This is a genomic window from Sphingomonas sp. S6, from assembly GCF_043498045.1.
GTDB lineage: Bacteria > Pseudomonadota > Alphaproteobacteria > Sphingomonadales > Sphingomonadaceae > Sphingomonas.
Map to the genome: position 1 here is coordinate 303,864 of NZ_JBIEOE010000002.1, position 17,936 is coordinate 321,799.

Below are 17,936 nucleotides of genomic sequence, written 5' to 3' on the forward strand. Positions count from 1 at the left end.
CAATGCCGCCCGCCATCGCTCAGCGCACCAGCGGCGGCATCGCCTGGGCGGCATGCGCCTTGACGACGAGGTCGATGAATTCGGCGCGATAGCCGAACGGATCGGCCCCCTTCGCAGCGGCGGCGATGCGTGCGACGTCGCCATAGCCGAACCGCCCTTCATAGGTGCCGCCGCGTAGCAGCTCGGCGAACCCTGCCACCGCCGTGGCGAAGCGCGCATCGCGCGGCGCATCGGCGAAGCGCGCGGCGTGAGCCAGCGGGATCGGCCGCGCGATCAACCGGCTGATCGACGCCTTGGGCAGTTTGTAGCGGATCTTGACGAAGCCCAGCTCCGCCGCGCGCGCCTTCGCCGCGCCGGCCTTGGCGGGCTTGCCGTAGCGCAGCGGATCGACCGTGCGGGGGCCGCCGACCGGCACCACTTCGTACAGCGCCGTCACCGTCCTCCCGGCGCCGACATCGCCGGCGTCAATCTTGTCGTTGTTGAAGTCCTCGCGCGCCAGCAGCCGGTTTTCGTATCCGATCAGGCGATATTCGGCGACCGCGGCGGGATTGAACTCCACCTGCACCTTCACGTCCTTGGCGATCGGGAACAGCGACGAACTGGCTTCCGTCACCAGCGTCTTGCGCGCTTCGTTCAGCGTGTCGATGTACGCGGCGACGCCGTTGCCGTTCTGCGCCAGCGTCTGCATCAGTGCATCGTTGTAATTGCCCATGCCGAAGCCGAGCACGGACAGATACACGCCCTTGGCCCGCTCCGCCTCGATATAGGTTTTCAGCTGGTCCTGATCAGTGATGCCGACGTTGAAGTCGCCGTCGGTCGCCAGGATGACGCGGTTGACGCCCTTGGGATCGAAGACGCGTTCGGCGAGCGCATAGGCTTGGCGGATCCCCTCTGCGCCCGCGGTGCTGCCGCCCGCTTCCAACCGGTCGAGCGCGGCGAGGATGCGGGTCCGGTCGCTCGCCGGTGTTGGCTCCAGAACGGTACCGGCCTGACCCGCATAGGCAACGATCGCCACCCGGTCGTCCTCGCCCAGGCTATCGAGCAGCAGCCGCAGCGACTGTTTGACCAGCGGCAGCTTGTTCGGCTCCATCATCGATCCCGACGTGTCGACCAGGAAGACGAGGTTGGCGCGCGGCCGGGTGGTGCGGGTCAGGTCGTAGCCGCGCACGCCGACGCGGACGATCAGCCGCCCCGGCGCCCAGGGGCTGGGAAAGACCGACAGATCGGTGCTGAACGGCTCCGCCGCGCTCTTCGCGGGCGCATAGTCATAGGGGAAATAGTTCACCAGCTCCTCGGTCCGCACCGCGTCGCGCGGCGGCAGCATGCCGCGGTTGAGCGACGCACGCACGAACGCATAGGAGGCGGTGTCGACGTCGAGCGAGAATGTGGAGACGGGTGCCTCGGCGACGCGCTGGAACGGGTTCTGCTTGATCGGCGTGAAGCGGTCGCGGCCGGTCATTGAAAAGGGCGGTGCGTGCGGTGGCAATGGCATGCCGATGCGCTGCGCCGACATCATCATCATCGGCGCCGGTGCGGGCGGCGGCGGGGGCGGCGGTGCCGGCTCATTGGGGGCGATGACGCGCGACCCCGTCACCGTGACGTCGTTTGCCGCCTGCTGCGCGACAGGAACCGGCGTCTCTGTGCCAGTTCGCTGCGCGGTGTCGGCACAGCCGGCGACGAGCAGCGCGGGCAGGCCAAGTGCGGCAAGCAGGGCGGGGCGGCGGGTGAAGCGGGCACGGGTCATGGCAGTCTCCTCGAAGAACCGGCGGCACATCGTCCGCCTGTTCCTTCGACGCGGCAGCCCGCATGATCCTTGGGAACGCCCGCGCATTTTTTTTACACGCCCCCGCCCAGCCGCTTGCGCGCCTCGTGCAGGCGCCACGACACCGTCGCTTCGGCGACGCCTAGGATCGTCGCCGCTTCCGCATGGGTCAGCTGCTGCCCCGCGACCAGCACCACCGTATCGCGATAGGCGGCGGGCAGCTTCATCACCGCGCTCTTTACCCACATCGCATCGTGCAGATCGGCATGATCGCCGCCGCGCCCGATCCCGGCGATCACCGCCAGCCGTTCGGTCAGCCCGCGAAACGCGCGGCCGCGGCGCCGCGCATCGCGGCAGGCGTTGAAGGTGATGCCGCACAGCCAGGTCGAAAACCGTGCCTCACCGCGGAAGCTGCCGATCCGCCGGACGAGCGCACAGCAGACGTCCTGCGCAATATCCTCCGCATCGCTGCGCGATCCGGTCAGCTGCCAGGCGAGCGCGTGGATCCGGTCGTAATGCCGATCGATCAGTGTCCCGAACGCGTCGCGATCTCCCGCTACCGCTGCAGCGACCAGATCGGCATCGGGATCGCCTTGGGAGCTCGGCGCTGGGCCGGCGGCCGACGGCGCACCGTCCGATCGCGCCTGCCCATCAAGACCGTCCCCCGCCATGCCCGCTGTCTGCCCGATCGCAGCGCGCGACGCCATGGCCGGTGTGCATGCGCGTCAACCCGCCGTCATCCCAGCGAAGGCTGGGATCTTCCGGCGGCAGAGCGCGCCCGGAGCCGCGAAAGACCCCAGCCTTCGCTGGGGTGACGTGTGTATGGGAATAGCAGGACGGCGTTTCGCGAAGCTCTTAGGCCTCGCGCGAGACTGGTGGCGGGCCCCGTAAGGCTCCGCCCCTAGTCGCCGCGCAAGCCGCGACGCAGCGCGGTCAGGTCGATGCCATGCCGCTGCACCTTGTAGTAGAAGGTCTTTCGCGGCAGCCCCAGCCGGTCCATCGCGATGCTGGCGTCGCCGCCCGCCGCGCGGATCGCCTCCACCATGGCCTCGCGTTCGAACGCGGCAACGCGGTCGGGCAGCGTCGCGGAGGACACGGCGGGGGCGCCATCGCCCGGTTCCAGGTCGAGCACGACGCGATCGGCGAAATGCGCCAGCTCGCGCACGTTGCCCGGCCAGTGATGCTCTGCCAGCCGCTCGCGCGCCATCGCGGTCAGCGGCGGCACCGGCATGCGCAGCCGGGCGGCGGACGCGTCGACCAGATGCGCGAACAGTAGGGGGATGTCCTCGCGCCGCTCGCGCAGCGGCGGCAACCGCAGGCGCACCGCGGCCAGGCGGTAGAAGAGTTCGGGGCTGATCGCCGCCGGGCCGTGTTCGCCCGCTTCGCCACCCGCCGCGATGATGCGCAGATCGATCGGCGCCGGCGCCCGCGCGCCCGTCCGCACCGCGCGCTCCTCGATCAGCGGCACCAGTCGCGCCTGCAGGCGCGGGGAGGCGCGGTCGATATCATCGAGGAACAGCGTCCCCCGGCTCGACGCCATGACGCCCGTGTCGCCGGGGCCGAACAGCTCGCCGTCAATCAGCTCCTCGGGGATCGCGGCGCAGGCGACGGGGACGAAGCGGTGCCGCCCGCGGCGCCCAGCCCGGTGGATCAGCCGCGCGAGCAATTCCTTGCCCGTCCCCGTCTCGCCCTCGATGAACAGGTCGATGTCGGCATTGGCCAGCACCGGCACCATTTCGCGCAGTCGCCGGATCGCCGGGCTGCGGCCGACCAGTGCCGCCGCGACGCCGCCGCCATCCGCTTCCTCCGCCGCGGCGCGCAATCGCCGGTTCTCCAGCGTCAGCGCGCGTGCCGTCGCGGCGCGGCCGACGGCGGCGACCAGCGCATCGGGGTCGCACGGCTTGCTCAGGAAATCCCACGCGCCCGCCTTCAGCGCGCCGACCGCGGTCGCCACATCGGCATGGCCGGTCACCAGGATCACCGGCAGCGCCGGATCGCGCGCGTGCAGCGTCGCGAACAGCTCCAGCCCGGACATGATCGGCATGCGGATATCGCTGACCACCACGCCCGGATAGTCGGCGCCCAGCGCGTCGAGGGCGGGCGGCGCGGCGGCGAAGCTGTCGACGGTGAAGCCGGCCAGCGACAGCCATTGCGCGGTCGCGGCGCGCAGATCGTCGTCGTCGTCGACCAGCGCGACGCGGGGCGTGATCTCGCTCATGCGCGCCGCATCGCGATGGCAAAGGCGGCCCCTTGCGCGCTGGGCACCAGCCGCAGCGATCCGCCGAGGTCGTGCATGATGTCCTGCGCGATCGTCAGCCCCAGCCCCAGCCCGGTCGGGCGGCTGGTGGCGAAGGGGGTGAACAGCCGTTCGGCGATGTCCGGCGCGATGCCGGGGCCGGTATCGGCGATCGTCAGCACCACATATTCGCCCTCCTGATCGTCCAGCGAGATGGTGATCGCGGGTGTGGGCTGGCCATCCAGCGCCTCGACCGCATTCTGCAGGATGTTGACCACCACCTGTTCCAGCCGCACGCGACCGGCGACCACCATCAGGCCGGGCGGCAAGCTGGGCCAGCGCACCGCGACGCGCGACAGTCGCTCCTTCAGGATCAGCCGCGCGCCGTCGAGCACTTCGGCGAGCGCCACCGGGCCGATCGCTCCCGATCCCTTGCGGGAAAAGCCGCGCAACTCCGCCGTCACCGCACCGATCCGCTCCGTCAGCCGTGCGATGGCGTGCAGGTTGCCGCGCACCTCCTCCAGCGCGCCGCGATCCAGCAGCGCCTCGCCCGCGGCGGCATAGGTGCGGATCGCCGCGACCGGCTGTGCGGTTTCGTGCGCGACGCTGGCGGTGATCTGGCCCAGTGCCGCGAGGCGGTTCGCCTGGCGCAGCCCCTCGCGCAGGTCGTCAGCGCGTGCCTCCGCCGCGGCACGTTCGGCGATCTCGCGGCTGAGGTCCGCGGTGCGTTCCGCCACTGCCGCCTCCAGCGCCTCGGTCCGTTCGGCGCGGCGGCGGGCGCGCTCGCGCAAGGCCCAGCCCATCGCGACGAGCGCCAGCATCCCCAGCGCCGCCGCACCGGCGGCATTGCGCATCGCCGCGGTGATCGCGCCGCGCGTCGGCATCGCCAGCGTCACGCGCCAGCCGGCGGCATCCGCCGGGCTGGTCGCCATCATCAGCGTCTCGCCGTTCGCGCCATCGGTCAGCCGGCCGTCGGCATCGCGCCAGGGGCGGGGGCGCAGCGCCGCGATGCCGAAATCGGCGCGGGCCGCTGCGACGGCGGCGGGCGCTAGCGGGCGCGTCTCGGCAAAGCGCCACGATCCGCGACTGGTGACCAGGATGACGCCATGAGGCCCCGTCGCAAAGGTGATGCCGCCGGCCTGCCGCCATTCGCGTTCGACCCGGTCGAGCTCCAGCTTCACCACCACGACGCCGCCATCGCGGGTGCGCCTGGACAGGTACAGGCCCGGCCGGTGGCTGACGGTGCCGAGCGCGAACTGCTCCGCCTGACCGGTGCGCGCGGCCTGCGCATAATAGCGGCGGAAGCGATAATTGTTGCCGACGAAACTGTCGGGCATGCGCCAGTTGCTCGCCGCCAGCGTGTTGCCGTCGCGGTCGATCACATAGATCACCGCCGCGCCGGTGCTGGCGGCCAGCCCCTCCAGCTTCCGGTTCAGCACCGTGGCCATGCCGGGCGTGCCGGCCAGCGTGCCCACCACGTCGCGATCGTCCGACAGCGCTTCGGGCAGCAGGCGGAACCGGGCGATCTCGCTGGTCAGCAGCGATTGGCGCAGGCGGACATCGGCGGTCAGCGCGGCCTCGAACCGCGCCCGCGCGTTGCGTTCGGCGACCATGCCGATCGCCAGTGCCGCCAGCACGCTGGCCGCCAGCGCGGCGAGCACCCATCCGATCCGGCGCACGACTCTCGAATCCCGCATACCGGCATCGTACCCCGGTGACGGCGCGTGTGCAATTTTCGGCACTGGATGATGCGGCGAAGGCGAATAGTGACACGTCGCCGAATGGTGATATTGAGCTAAGCAACTGAAGAAGAATGATTAAAATATATGCTGCGCCTTGTTTCTGTCCGCGTGGCGCATCCGGCAACACTGGCCCCAATTACACCGCGACGCACGCGGGCCAATCGAGAGGAGCCGCATCCATGACGATCTACCCGGCCACCAGCGGAACCCCGCACGCGGTTCCGCCCGCGGCACGCCCCTGGTACGCCCATCTTTATGTCCAGGTGCTCGCCGCGATCGTCGCGGGCGTGCTGCTCGGCCATTTCGCGCCGGCCACCGGCGAAGCGCTCAAGCCGCTGGGCGATGCCTTCATCAAGCTCGTCAAGATGGTGATCGCACCGGTCATCTTCCTCACCATCGTCACCGGTATCGCCGGCATGCGCGATCTCGCCTCGGTCGGCCGCGTCGCGGGCAAGGCGTTCATCTACTTCCTGTTCTTCTCCACGCTGGCGCTGATCATCGGCATGATCGTCGCCAATGTCGTCCAGCCGGGCGCGGGGCTCAACATCGACCCCGCGACGCTCGATACCAGCAAGATCGCCGATTATGCCGAAAAGGCGCATGAAACGACGCTGATCGGCTTCCTGATGAGCATCATCCCCGACACGTTCCTGTCGTCGATGACGGAGGGCAACATCCTGCAGGTGCTGCTCGTTTCGATCCTGTTTGGCGTGGCGCTGGCGCTGGTCGGCGATCGCGGCGCGCGCGTGCTCGACCTGCTCGAGGACGTGTCGATCGCCTTCTTCAAGCTGGTCGGCATCGTCATGAAGGTCGCGCCGATCGGTGCGTTCGGTGCGATGGCCTTCACCGTCGGCAAATACGGGATCGTGGCGCTGAAGGGCCTCGCCTGGCTGGTCGGCAGCTTCTACTTCACCTCCATCCTCTTCGTCGTCGTGGTGCTCGGCATCGTCGCGAAGCTCGCGGGTTTCTCGATCTTCACGCTGATCCGCTATCTGAAGGCGGAATTGCTGCTGGTGCTCGGCACCTCGTCGTCGGAAAGCGCGCTGCCGGCGCTGATCGAAAAGATGGAGCGCGCGGGCTGCCCCAAGTCGATCGTCGGCCTGGTCGTCCCCACCGGCTATTCGTTCAACCTCGACGGCACCAACATCTACATGACGCTGGCGGCGCTGTTCATCGCCCAGGCGTGCAACGTCGACCTGACGATCGGCCAGCAATTGCTGCTGCTGGGCGTCGCCATGTTCTCGTCGAAGGGCGCGGCGGGCGTCACCGGGGCCGGGTTCATCACGCTGGCGGCGACGCTGTCGATCGTCCCATCGGTGCCGGTCGCCGGCATGGCGCTGATCCTGGGCATCGACCGCTTCATGTCGGAATGCCGCAGCCTGACCAATTTCATCGGTAACGCCGTCGCCACGGTCGTGGTCGCGCGGTGGGAGGGCAAGTTCGACCAGCAGCAGTTCGATCTGGCGGTGGCCGGTCGTCTGCCCCGGGTCGAGGATCTGCCCGCGGGTGCCGTCGCGGCCGAATGACCGCACCAGACGGCGGCGCCGGTGCCGCGCCGCCGTCCCCCACCGAATGAAAGATCGATCCATGTCGAACATCGCGCGCCAAATGGTCGCCACCGCCACGCTCGCCCTTCTCGCCGCCACCCCGGCGCTGGCCGAGACCCCCGCTACCGCCGCCACCCCCGCGACTGCTTCCGCGACCGCTGCCACGCCCGCCGGACAGGCGCTGCCGCCGAAGGAGCAGGGCAATCAGGTGCCGGCCTCTCCCGTCTCCGAAGCCTATCCCGCCGAAGCGATCGGCGACGGCGTCACCAGCGGCGGCTACAACCAGTCGCGCTGGGTCGAGGACTGGCGCCGCTATCGCGATCCCAAGAAGCGCGACGATTTTCTCGACCGGCTGAAGTTCATCCCGCTCGACGGCAAGGGCGACATCTATCTGACGCTGTCGGGCGAATTGCGCTTCCGCGTCAACGAAACGACCAACCCCAATCTGCGCGCGGGCGAGGCGCAGCGGCAGGACATCACGCGCATCGTCGGCGGCGCCGATCTGCATCTGGGCAGCCACGTCCGCCTGTTCGGCGAACTGGCGCATGGCGGCCTCGCCGGCCAGAATCTGGGCACGATCACCCCGCAGCTGCGCAACGATCTGGTCGTCCAGCAATCCTTCGTCGACCTCACCGGCACCATCGCCCAAGCCGATGTCGGTATCCGCTACGGTCGCCAGACCTTCGCGGACGGCCCGAACCTGATGGTCGTGCCGCGCGACAACAACACGATTTTCACCGTCTACAATGGCACCCGCGCCTGGGCGCGCGCAAAGCAGGTGCGCGTCGACCTGTTCGATTTCCATACGACCCAGCTGGGCGTCGGTGGCACCGGCGACGACATCAGCGATCGCGGCCGCCGCTTCTCGGGCATTTCGGGCGGGATCGTCCTGCCCAAGACGCTGTTCGGCGGCTCGAAACTGTACCTCGACCCGTTCTTCTGGCGGCTGCGCAACGATGCCGCCACCTGGGGCCGTACGACGACACGCGAGGAACGCTTCTTCTACGGCCTGCACACGCTGGGGGACATCGGACCGGTCAACCTCGACTGGACGGTCAATTATCAGGGCGGCAATTACGACGGCCGGCCGATCAGCGCCTGGCTGCTGCTGTTCGCGCAGAACTATCGCCTGGGTAAGGATCGCAGCGCACCGCGTGTCGGCTTCCACGCCGATTACGCGTCGGGCGGTGGCGCCTATACCGGCGGCACGCTGCGCAATGCGCTCGCGCCCTTCGGCAACAACATCTATTACAGCTACCAGCTGTACGCGACGCCGACGAACCTGATCGCGCTTGCGCCGACCTTCACCTTCAGCCCGCTGAAGACCGTGCGCCTGTCTGCCGAATATCAGCTAAGCTGGCGCGATACGGTCCGCGATGCGGTGTATCGCGCGAACGGCACCGCCTTCGCCGGCACGCAGAATGTCCCCGGCCGCAAGATCGCCGACACCGCCCGCCTGCAGGCGGTCTGGACGATCTCGCCCCGCGTCAACGTCACCGGCCGCTACGAACATCTGATGGCAGGCCCGGCGCTGAAGAACGCCGGCTACAGCAGTTCGGATTTCCTCGCCGGCTGGCTCAGCCTGCGCTTCTGAACGGGCGGGGGCCCCATACGACAATAGGCCACGTCCCGCGGGGAGCGTGGCCTATTGTCGTCTCAAACGAGATACACGCCGCCGCTCATCGTCGGCTGAACGAACCACCTGAACAAGCAAGTGGCGGAGACGGAGGGATTCGAACCCTCGGTACGGTTTCCCGTACGACGCTTTAGCAAAGCGTTGGTTTCAGCCACTCACCCACGTCTCCGAGCTGCGGCGTCGGGCGGCTATAGCGAGGGTCTTTCGGGGGATCAACGGGGTTGAGGCCCGCATTCGATCGTAAATTCGGCGCCGCCCGCCGTTCGTTCATTGCCGGGCAAGCGCCGGGGTGGTTAACGAGGGGCGGCGCCGTGTGGCGCGGCGAGGGGGAATGGTGATGCGGGTGATCGGTTTCGCGCTGGCGGCAAGTGCGCTGGTGGCAGCAAGTGCGCCCGCGCAGGTGACGACGATCGATCCCAATCGCGCGATCGACGGCGATCTCGCGAAGCAGGGCCGCACGACCAGCGCAACGCCGTCGCGGACGACTGCACCGCGCCCGACGCCCACGCCGACCCCGTCGGTCGAACAAGATTGGGCGGCGCAGCCCGCGACATCGACGGGCGCAGCCGGTGCCGGTTTCACCCAGGCCCCCGCACCCGCCTATGCCGGCCAGACGACCGAGGCGCAGCAGCAGGCGCAGGCCGATGCCACGCTGAAGGCCGCCTCCACCTATCAGCGCGAAGATTTGCTCGCCGCCGGCGAAGGCGTGTTCGGCAAGGGCGCGGCCGGCCTTGCTGGCATGCTGGAAAAGGTGCTGAAGGAACAGGGCGAGCCCAACGCCTATATCGCGGGCCGCGAAGCCGCGGGCGCGTTCGTGTTGGGTGTACGCTATGGCTCTGGCATCATGAGCCACAAGGTTGAGGGGCAGCAGCCCGTCTATTGGACCGGCCCGTCGGTGGGGTTCGACGTCGGCGGTGACGCCAACAAGGTGTTCGTCCTCGTCTACAACCTCTACGATACCGAAGAGCTGTTCCGCCGCTTTCCGGCGGTGGAGGGGCGCCTGTATCTGGTCGGCGGGTTCGCCGCGACCTATCTGCGCCGCGGCAACATCGTGCTGATCCCGATCCGCCTGGGCGTCGGTTACCGCGCCGGTGTCAACGTCGGCTATATGAAGATCACGCACAAGGCGAAGTGGCTGCCGTTCTGATCGGTCGGGCAAGCGTTGTACGTACGTCGACGCGCCACCCGTAAGTTCCGAGCCCCATCCGTCATCGCTTCGCTGCGCTCGCAATGACGATAGGGGCTCGTAGCCCTTCGCGGTGAGGCTCAGGCGAGCAGCGTCGCGATCCGCTCCATCCGTTCGCCAGCGTCGGCGATCCGCTCCGCCAGAATCAGCCGGCCGTTCTTCGCCTCCAGCCCGTCGACGTGCGCGGCGATGTCGCTGTCTGCCCGCGGCGTCAGCGCCACAGCGGCGGGGCCGGCATCGATCCGCGCCACGCCGTGCGCGCGGGCAAGCTCGCGCACCCGCGCCAGCGCGATCAGCCGCGCGGCGGCGTCGGGCACATCGCCGAACCGGTCGCGCAACTCCTCCTCGAACGCCTCGACATCCTCGACGTCGCGCAGCCGCGCGAGGCGGGCGTAGAGCGACAGCCGCAAATCCTCGTCCGGGATCCAGTCCGCCGGCAATCGCCCCTCGATGCCCAGATGCAGTTCGGGCGTCCAGCGCTCCACCGTCTCGCCGCGCGCGGTGCGCAGCGCGCCTTCGAGCAGCTGCTGGTACAGCTCGACGCCGATCAGCCGCATATGCCCGGCCTGCGTTTCGCCGAGCAGATCGCCCGCGCCGCGCATGTCGAGATCGCGCCCGCTGATCGCAAAGCCCGCGCCCAGCCGGTCGAACGCCTCCAGCGTCCGCAGGCGCTTCAACGTGCGCGGCGCGATGTCATGCTCGCCGTCGGTGAACAGCAGCACCTGACCCCGCCGATGCCCCCGCCCGACGCGCCCGCGCAGCTGGTGCAGCTGGGCGAGGCCGAAGCGGTCGGCATGGACGATCGCCATCGTGTTGGCGCGCGGCACGTCCAGCCCGGCCTCGATGATGTTGGTCGCCAGCAAGACGTCCCCGTCGCCGCGGCCGAAGCGCACCATCGCCTCGTCGATCTCGGCAGCGGGCATCTTGCCATGCGCCTGCAACAGCTCGAGTTCGGGCACCAGCTTGGCCAGCTGGTCCGCGAGCGGCGCCATGTCGGCGATGCGCGGCACGACCACGAAGCTCTGCCCGCCCCGCGCGCGTTCGCGCAGCAGCGCCGCGCGCAGCGTTTCGGGCGCGAAGGCGGAGACAGCGGTGCGGATCGGCTGGCGCCGTGCCGGGGGCGTCGCGATCACCGACAGCTGGCGCAGGCCGACGAGCGCCGCTTGCAACGTGCGCGGGATCGGTGTCGCCGACAGCGTCAGCACATGGCCCGCGGACAGCGCCTGCAGCTTCGCCTTGTCCGCCGCGCCGAAGCGCTGCTCTTCATCGACGATCACCAGCGCCAGATCGTGATAGGCGACGCCCTTGCCCGTGACGGCGCCCGTGCCGATCACGATATGGATGCTGCCGTCCTTCAACCCCGCCTTTACCCGGCGGGCCTCGGCGGCGGTGGACAGGCGCGACAGGCCGGCAACGACGATATCCGTGCCGGCGAAACGCTGCGTAAAGCTGTCGAGATGCTGGCGGGCGAGCACCGTCGTCGGCGCGGCCAGCGCCACCTGCTTGCCCGACAGCGCGGCGATGGCGGCGGCCCGCAAAGCGACCTCGGTCTTACCGAAGCCGACATCGCCGATCACCAGTCGGTCCATCGGGCGTCCGGAGGACAAATCGCTACGCACCGCCTCGATCGCAAGCAACTGGTCCGGCGTTTCGGAAAAAGGGAAGCCTGCGGCGAAGCGTTCATAGGCGGCGGGATCGGGATCGAGCACCGGCGCCGTCCGCTCGCCGCGCTCGGCGGCGAGTGTGGTCAGCCCGCGCGCGGTTTCGGCGATGGCGGCGTCGATCCCGACGCGCCGCTCGTGCCAGCTCTTGCCGTCGAGCGTGTCGAGCTTCACCGCATCGTCCTCGGCCCCATAGCGCCACAGCCGGTCGGCGTCGGCCACCGGCACCAGCCGCACCGCGTCGCGCGCATAGACCAGCTTGATCGCATCGCCGCCGGTCTCCCCGTCCTCCGCCAGCGTCTCCAGCCCCGCGACGGTGCCGATGCCGTGATCCTCATGGATCACCGTATCGCCGACGCGAACCTCGGTCGTCTGCAACAGGTCCGGATCGACGCGCCGCACCGCGCCGTCGTCGCGATCCGCGCGGCTACCGATCAAGTCGGCAGCGGCGACCGCCAGCACGCCCTTCGTCGCAAACCCGCGATCGGCGGGGGCGGCGAGCGTGAGCAGCGATCCGGCGGGTGCCTTCGCCACGGCGGTCCAGTCGTCCAGCGCCGTCGCGCTCGCGTCCACCGCCTTTTCGATCCGTTTGGTCAGGAAGCGCAGGTCGCGCGCGCTGCCGAGCAGCAGCACACGCCGGCCCTCGGCCACCGCCGCCTTGGCGATCTTCGCAAAGGCGCGCATCGGTCCCCGCTGCTCGACGAAGCGCGGCGGGAGATCGCCCGCACGGGCCAGCGCCTTGACGGTGCGGGCCTCGAGCGCCTTATCCCAAGCCGCCTCGTCCACCACTTCGCGCGCCGCCCGGCGGGCACCCCGCGCGGCAGCATCCGCGCTCAACAGCAGCAGGCGGCGGCGGCGGTCGTCCGCGGCGGGTGACACGACGATCGTCGCATCGGGCAGGTGATCGATCAGCGTGCAGCGTTCCTGGCCCAGCGGCGGTTCGGCGACGCGGCCCAGCTCGCGCTGCTCGACCTCGCCCGTGCTGCGCTGGTCGGCGGGGTCGTAGGACCGGATCGCGACGACATGACCATCGACGACCTCGATGCGCAGCGGTGCGTCGGCGTCGGCGGGAAACACGTCGAGCACCGCGCCGCGCAGCGCCAGCTCGCCCGGTTCGTCGACCCGCTCGTCGGCGATATAGCCCAGGCCGGTCAGCGTCTCCGCCAGCGTCGCCAGATCGCATGCGCTGCCGACCGCAACGCGCGGCGGTTCGGCATCGAAGGCGGCGGGGGCAGGGCAGGCGCGGGCGAGCGCCTCGCCGGTTGTGATCAGCGCGATCCGTGGCCGCCGGCGCTTGGCGAGCGCGCAGCGGACGGTGCGCAGCGCCGATACGCGCTGCCCGACGTTGGCGGGGGAGGCGGGCGCCTCGTCGCCGGGCAGCGCGTCTGTGCCGGGACAGACCACGACCGTCGCCGCGGGCATCATCGCGGCGAGCGCCCGGGCGAGCGCCGCCGCGCGCACCTCGTCCGCCTCCGCGGCCAGTACGTCGCCCTTGCGCAGCAGGCCGGCGAGCCCCGCCGCGGTTTCGGCAATGCCCAGCCGCCCGTGGGGCCGGTCGTCGCCGGGGGCGAGGGTCGCGATCTCCGCGGCGGACAGCGTACGCATGAACTGGGGCATCCTGTTGAAGGATAACCGGAAACACCCGCCCGGCCGTCGCCGTTCCGCGCGCGGGCAAAAGAAGATCGCCCGCATCGTCGCGGATCGCCCTGCGCAGATGATCGTTGGCAGCGCGCCCGCGTCGCGGCATCAGACCCGCAGACTTCTGCCCCTCCATTCCGTGAGAGACGCCATGACCCAGACCGCCCTCATAACCGGCGCCACCGCCGGCATCGGTGCCGCTGCCGCCCAGGAATTCGTCGCCGCCGGCTGGCGCGTCATCGCCACCGGCCGCCGCGCCGACCGGCTGGACGCGTTGAAGGCGGAACTCGGCGATTCGGTCCGCACGCTCGCCTTCGACATCGCCGATGACGCCGCCACCGCCGCCGCGCTCGACAGCCTGCCCGCCGACTGGCGCGACATCGACCTGCTCATCAACAACGCCGGCCTCGCGCTCGGTACGAAGCCTGCGCAGGAGGCGAGGCTCGACGACTGGCGCACGATGATCGCGACCAACGTCTCGGCGCTCGTCGCGCTGACGCACCGGCTGCTGCCCGGCCTGATCGAACGCCAGGGCGCGATCATCAACCTGTCGTCGGTCGCGGCGACCTATCCCTATACCGGCGGCAACGTCTACGGCGGCACCAAGGCGTTCGTGGAGCAATTCTCCCTTGGCCTGCGCTCCGATCTGCACGGCACGGGCGTGCGGGTGACCTCGATCGAGCCGGGCATGGTCGAAACGGAATTCACCGTCGTGCGCACCGGCGGCGATCAGGGCGCATCCGACACGCTCTACAAGGGCGCCGACCCGATGACCGCGGAGGATATCGCCGCGACGATGCTCTGGGTCGCGACGCTGCCGCCGCACCTCAACATCAACCGGCTGGAACTGATGCCGGTCAGCCAGTCCTTCGCCGGCTTCCAGGTCGCGCGGAAGGGGTAGGGGGCGGACCAGCACGCTCGCAACCGTCACCCCGGCGCAGGCTGGGTCTTTCGCGGCTGGCAAGGCGCCCTGTCACGCGGAAATCCCAGCCTGCGCTGGGACGACGGCGTGTGCAATCCGGATCCGCGCTCAGTCCCGTCCCGCGCACGGATCGCGCAGATGCTGCGACAGGAAGGCGATCAGTGCCTCGACCCGTGCGGGGCGTAGTGCGCTGGGCGGAGTCACGATGTGCAGTCCGATCGGCGCGGGCGCCCAATCCGCCAGTAGCGGCACCAGAGCGCCGCTCGCTAGATGCGGCCCGACGATGAAGCCCGGCAGTCGCGCGATCCCCAGGCCGGCCAGCAATGCCGGCACCAGCGCTTCGCCGCTATTGGCGATCAGCGGCCCCTGCGGCCGGATCGCCACGTCGCTGCCGTCGGCATGCTGGAAATGCCACGGCCCGGTGACGTTCGAATAGCCGAGCAGCCGATGCGCCGACAGCTCCGCGGGATGCGCCGGCGTGCCATGCTCCGCCAGATAGGCAGGCGACGCGACCAGATGCGCCGCGATATCGCCCAGCCGCCGCGCGCGCAGGCTGCTGTCCGCCAGCTCGCCGATGCGCAGCGCCACGTCGAACCCCTCGGCGACGATATCCACCCGCGCGTCCGAACAATGCAGGTCGATCTCGACGCCCGGATGCTCTTTCAGGAACGTCGCGAGCAGCGGTGCGACGTTGCTGATCCCGAAGCTCATCGGCGCCGCCAGCCGGACGCGCCCGGTCGGCACGCTCGCCGCGTCGCGCGCCGCTTCCTCGGCGGCCCGCGCCTCGCCCAGGATGCGCGCGGCATGGTCGGCGAGCGGCCGCCCCGCTTCGGTCAGCGCCAGCCGGCGCGACGTGCGGTGGAACAGCGACTGGCCGATATGCGCCTCCAGCCGGCTGATCGCCTTGGACACGGTCGCCTTGCTCAGCCCGACCGCGTCGGCCGCGCCGCTGAACGATCGATGCTCCACCACCGCGGCGAAGATCGCCCAGGCTTCCAGATCCGGCAGTCGCATCGATCCCCCCACAGGTTGCAGCCGCCAGCCTTACCCAAAGGAACCGCTTGAGGAAACGATCGGTTTCCAGCGTTTCCGTTTACGCGCAGATGGCCGCACGCCATCTTGCTGCCCACGACAGATGGAGACGTTCGCGATGACCAAGGTTCTGGTGCTCTATTATTCCTCCTACGGCCATATCGAGCAGATGGCCGACGCCGTCGCCGAGGGCGCGCGCGAGGGTGGGGCAGAGGTCGCCATCCGCCGCGTCGCCGAAACCGCGCCGGAAGAGGTCATCAAGGCCGCGCATTTCAAGACCGACACCGCGCACCCGCTGATCGAAGGCCCCGATGCGCTGGCCGAATACGACGCGATCATCGTCGGCGCGCCGACCCGCTACGGCCGGATGCCCAGCCAGATGGCGGCCTTCTGGGACACGACGGGTGGCCTGTGGGCGAAGGGCGCGCTGATCGGCAAGGTCGGTGGCGCCTTCACCTCGACTGCTAGCCAGCACGGCGGGCAGGAAACGACGCTCTTCTCGCTCATCACCAACCTGCTGCACCACGGCCTGTCGATCGTCGGCCTCGACTACGGCTTCCAGGGCCAGATGGGCGTCGATGAAGTCCGCGGCGGCTCGCCCTACGGCGCCACCACCATCGCCGGCGGCGACGGCTCGCGCCAGCCGCACGCCGAAGAACTCGCCGGCGCCCGCTACCAGGGCAAGCGCATCGCCGAAATGGCGGCGAAGCTGAAGGCGTAACGGCGCCACGCCGTCACCCCGGACGTGTTCCGGGGTCCACTGATCCGCAAGGGGAAGGCTGGAGCGTCTGGCCACCCCGTGCCACACGGTAGACCCCGGAACACGTCCGGGGTGACGGGATATTCGGAGCACGCGTCACGCCCCACGCCATGATGACGCCCGCGCGCCGCCGCGCTACCACCGGGGCATGACCCAAGCCCCCACGCAACCCCCACGCCCCCGTCTCGCCTACCACCACACGCCGGGCACCGGCCCGACCATCGTCTTCCTCCCCGGCTATGCCTCCGACATGACCGGCACCAAGGCGCTGGCGCTGGAGGCCTGGGCGGGCCGCACCGGGCGTGCCTTCCTGCGCTTCGATTACGGCGGCTGCGGCGCCAGCGAAGGCGACTTCGCCGACCAGACGCTCGCCGGCTGGCGCGACGATACGCTGGCGATGATCGATCAGATCGTCACCGGGCCGGTGGTGCTGGTGGGGTCGTCGATGGGCGGCTGGCTGATGCTGCTCGCCGCCAAGGCACGGCCCGAACGCGTGTTCGGCCTCGTCGGTATCGCGCCCGCGCCGGATTTCACCGACTGGGGTTTCACGCTCGACGAGAAAATGACGATCCTGCAAGCGGGTAAGCTGGAACGCGCCAACCCCTATGGCCCCGAACCAACGCTCTATACCCGCGCCTTCTTCCAATCGGGTGAAGCCAACCGCTTGATGTTCGGCACCATTCCCTTCGACGGTCCGGTGCGGCTGGTGCAGGGGCAGGCGGATCCCGACGTGCCGTGGCACCGATCCGTCCGGCTCGGCGAGATGATCCGTTCAGCCGATGTGCAGACGTGGCTGGTCAAGGACGGCGACCACCGCCTGTCGCGCGACACCGACGTCGCGCTGATCGTCCGCGCGGTCGAGGACGTGCTGAGCCGCTTATGATCCTGTTGTTCGCCGCCGCCTTACAAGCCGCCACCGCTGCCCCTGCCGACCCGAGGGAGGCGCGCTTCGACCGCTGCGTCGCGCTCGCCCGCACCGATCCCGCCGCCGCCCGTGCCGAAGCGGTCCGCTGGGGCGCCAGCGGCGGCGCCTGGTTCGCGCGGCAATGCGCCGGCCTCGCCTACACGCAGGAAGGCAATTTCCCCGCCGCAGCCGTTGAGTTCGAAGCGGCGGCCAAGGCCGCGGAAACCGCGCACGACAGGCGCGCCGCCAATTACCGCGCGCAGGCGGGCAACGCCTGGCTCGCGGCCGGTGACGTGCCCAAGGCGCGGTCCAACCTCGACACCGCGCTGATCGCGGGGACGCTGGAGGGGCTGGCGCTCGGCGAAGCGCAGCTCGACCACGCCCGCGTTCTGGTCGCGGCCGGCGAGCCCGAGGGCGCGCGCCGCGATATCGACATGGCGTTGAAGACCGCGGGCGACGATCCGCTGGCCTGGCTGCTGTCGGCGACGCTGGCGCGGCGCGATGGCGACGTGATCCGCGCCAGGAAGGACATTGCCGAGGCGCTGAAACGCTCCGCCGACGACGCCTCGGTGCAACTCGAGGCGGGCAATATCGCCGCGCTCGCCCGCGATGAGGCCGGCGCCCGTGCCGCCTGGGCCGAAGCCGCACGCCTCGCCCCCAACGCGCCCGCCGGCAAGGAAGCCCGCGCCGCACTCGCCCAGTTTGGCGACGCCCCCGCGGCCAAGGCGGCCCCGGCAGGACGCTGACGCCCGTCACATCCACCCCGTCACCCCGGACTTGTTCCGGGGTCCACCGGGCGGCGAGGGGACGGTTTAGCCTCTTGCCTTCCCCCTCGCCGCGGAGTGGACCCCGGAACAAGTCCGAGGTGACGAAGTGCCCCCCTCGACGGCACCGACGCCGCGCCTTACGC

The 17,936-nt window shown here is 70.0% G+C and carries 13 protein-coding genes and 1 tRNA gene; 7 read left to right on the forward strand and 7 right to left on the reverse strand.

Annotated features, from left to right (window positions below; all coding sequences use genetic code 11):
- Positions 1 to 19 precede the first annotated feature (19 nt).
- The 4 genes from ACGVWT_RS04395 to ACGVWT_RS04410 form a co-directional block, all read right to left on the reverse strand.
- On the reverse strand, positions 20 to 1,744 hold the full coding sequence (locus ACGVWT_RS04395; protein ID WP_315461534.1) for a VWA domain-containing protein: 1,725 nt from the start codon (positions 1,742 to 1,744) through the stop codon (positions 20 to 22).
- Between the two features lie 92 nt (positions 1,745 to 1,836).
- Positions 1,837 to 2,469: a sigma-70 family RNA polymerase sigma factor gene (locus ACGVWT_RS04400; RefSeq protein ID WP_315461533.1), complete on the reverse strand. Its 633-nt coding sequence runs from the start codon at positions 2,467 to 2,469 to the stop codon at positions 1,837 to 1,839.
- 194 nt (positions 2,470 to 2,663) lie between these two features.
- A complete protein-coding gene (locus tag ACGVWT_RS04405) occupies positions 2,664 to 3,980 on the reverse strand; it encodes a sigma-54 dependent transcriptional regulator (RefSeq protein WP_315461532.1) in 1,317 nt (438 codons plus the stop codon).
- A complete protein-coding gene (locus ACGVWT_RS04410) occupies positions 3,977 to 5,695 on the reverse strand; it encodes an ATP-binding protein (RefSeq protein ID WP_315461531.1) in 1,719 nt (572 codons plus the stop codon). The genes ACGVWT_RS04405 and ACGVWT_RS04410 overlap by 4 nt, the downstream gene beginning before the upstream one ends.
- A 224-nt stretch (positions 5,696 to 5,919) precedes the next feature.
- On the opposite strand from ACGVWT_RS04410, the gene ACGVWT_RS04415 reads away from it, so the two are divergent.
- Entirely contained in the window at positions 5,920 to 7,266 is a 1,347-nt protein-coding gene (locus tag ACGVWT_RS04415; protein WP_116461689.1) for a dicarboxylate/amino acid:cation symporter, read from the forward strand.
- A 61-nt stretch (positions 7,267 to 7,327) separates the two neighbouring features.
- Positions 7,328 to 8,881, forward strand: a complete 1,554-nt coding sequence (locus ACGVWT_RS04420; RefSeq protein ID WP_315461530.1) for an alginate export family protein — start codon at positions 7,328 to 7,330, stop codon at positions 8,879 to 8,881.
- 121 nt (positions 8,882 to 9,002) lie between these two features.
- Here the strand turns inward: ACGVWT_RS04420 and ACGVWT_RS04425 are convergent.
- Positions 9,003 to 9,092 (reverse strand) — tRNA-Ser (locus tag ACGVWT_RS04425).
- Positions 9,093 to 9,254: 162 nt separating this feature from the next.
- Between ACGVWT_RS04425 and ACGVWT_RS04430 the strand changes: the two genes are divergently transcribed.
- A complete protein-coding gene (locus tag ACGVWT_RS04430; protein ID WP_315461529.1) occupies positions 9,255 to 10,070 on the forward strand; it encodes a DUF1134 domain-containing protein in 816 nt (271 codons plus the stop codon).
- 119 nt (positions 10,071 to 10,189) lie between these two features.
- Here the strand turns inward: ACGVWT_RS04430 and ACGVWT_RS04435 are convergent, their stop codons facing one another.
- A complete protein-coding gene (locus ACGVWT_RS04435; protein WP_315461528.1) occupies positions 10,190 to 13,375 on the reverse strand; it encodes a TRCF domain-containing protein in 3,186 nt (1,061 codons plus the stop codon).
- A 184-nt stretch (positions 13,376 to 13,559) separates the two neighbouring features.
- Between ACGVWT_RS04435 and ACGVWT_RS04440 the strand changes: the two genes are divergently transcribed.
- Positions 13,560 to 14,309 (forward strand): SDR family NAD(P)-dependent oxidoreductase, encoded by a 750-nt coding sequence (locus ACGVWT_RS04440; protein ID WP_315461527.1) that lies wholly within the window; start codon positions 13,560 to 13,562, stop codon positions 14,307 to 14,309.
- Positions 14,310 to 14,438: 129 nt separating this feature from the next.
- Here the strand turns inward: ACGVWT_RS04440 and ACGVWT_RS04445 are convergent, their stop codons facing one another.
- Entirely contained in the window at positions 14,439 to 15,344 is a 906-nt protein-coding gene (locus tag ACGVWT_RS04445; protein ID WP_116461694.1) for a LysR family transcriptional regulator, read from the reverse strand.
- Between the two features lie 136 nt (positions 15,345 to 15,480).
- Between ACGVWT_RS04445 and wrbA the strand changes: the two genes are divergently transcribed.
- From wrbA to ACGVWT_RS04460, 3 genes are all read left to right on the forward strand, one after another.
- Complete coding sequence (gene wrbA, locus ACGVWT_RS04450) at positions 15,481 to 16,083, forward strand: NAD(P)H:quinone oxidoreductase (protein WP_116461874.1); 603 nt, start codon at positions 15,481 to 15,483, stop codon at positions 16,081 to 16,083.
- A 187-nt stretch (positions 16,084 to 16,270) separates the two neighbouring features.
- Positions 16,271 to 17,005 (forward strand): alpha/beta hydrolase, encoded by a 735-nt coding sequence (locus ACGVWT_RS04455; RefSeq protein WP_315461526.1) that lies wholly within the window; start codon positions 16,271 to 16,273, stop codon positions 17,003 to 17,005.
- A complete protein-coding gene (locus ACGVWT_RS04460; RefSeq protein WP_116461696.1) occupies positions 17,002 to 17,772 on the forward strand; it encodes a tetratricopeptide repeat protein in 771 nt (256 codons plus the stop codon). The genes ACGVWT_RS04455 and ACGVWT_RS04460 overlap by 4 nt, the downstream gene beginning before the upstream one ends.
- The last annotated feature ends 164 nt before the right edge of the window (positions 17,773 to 17,936 follow it).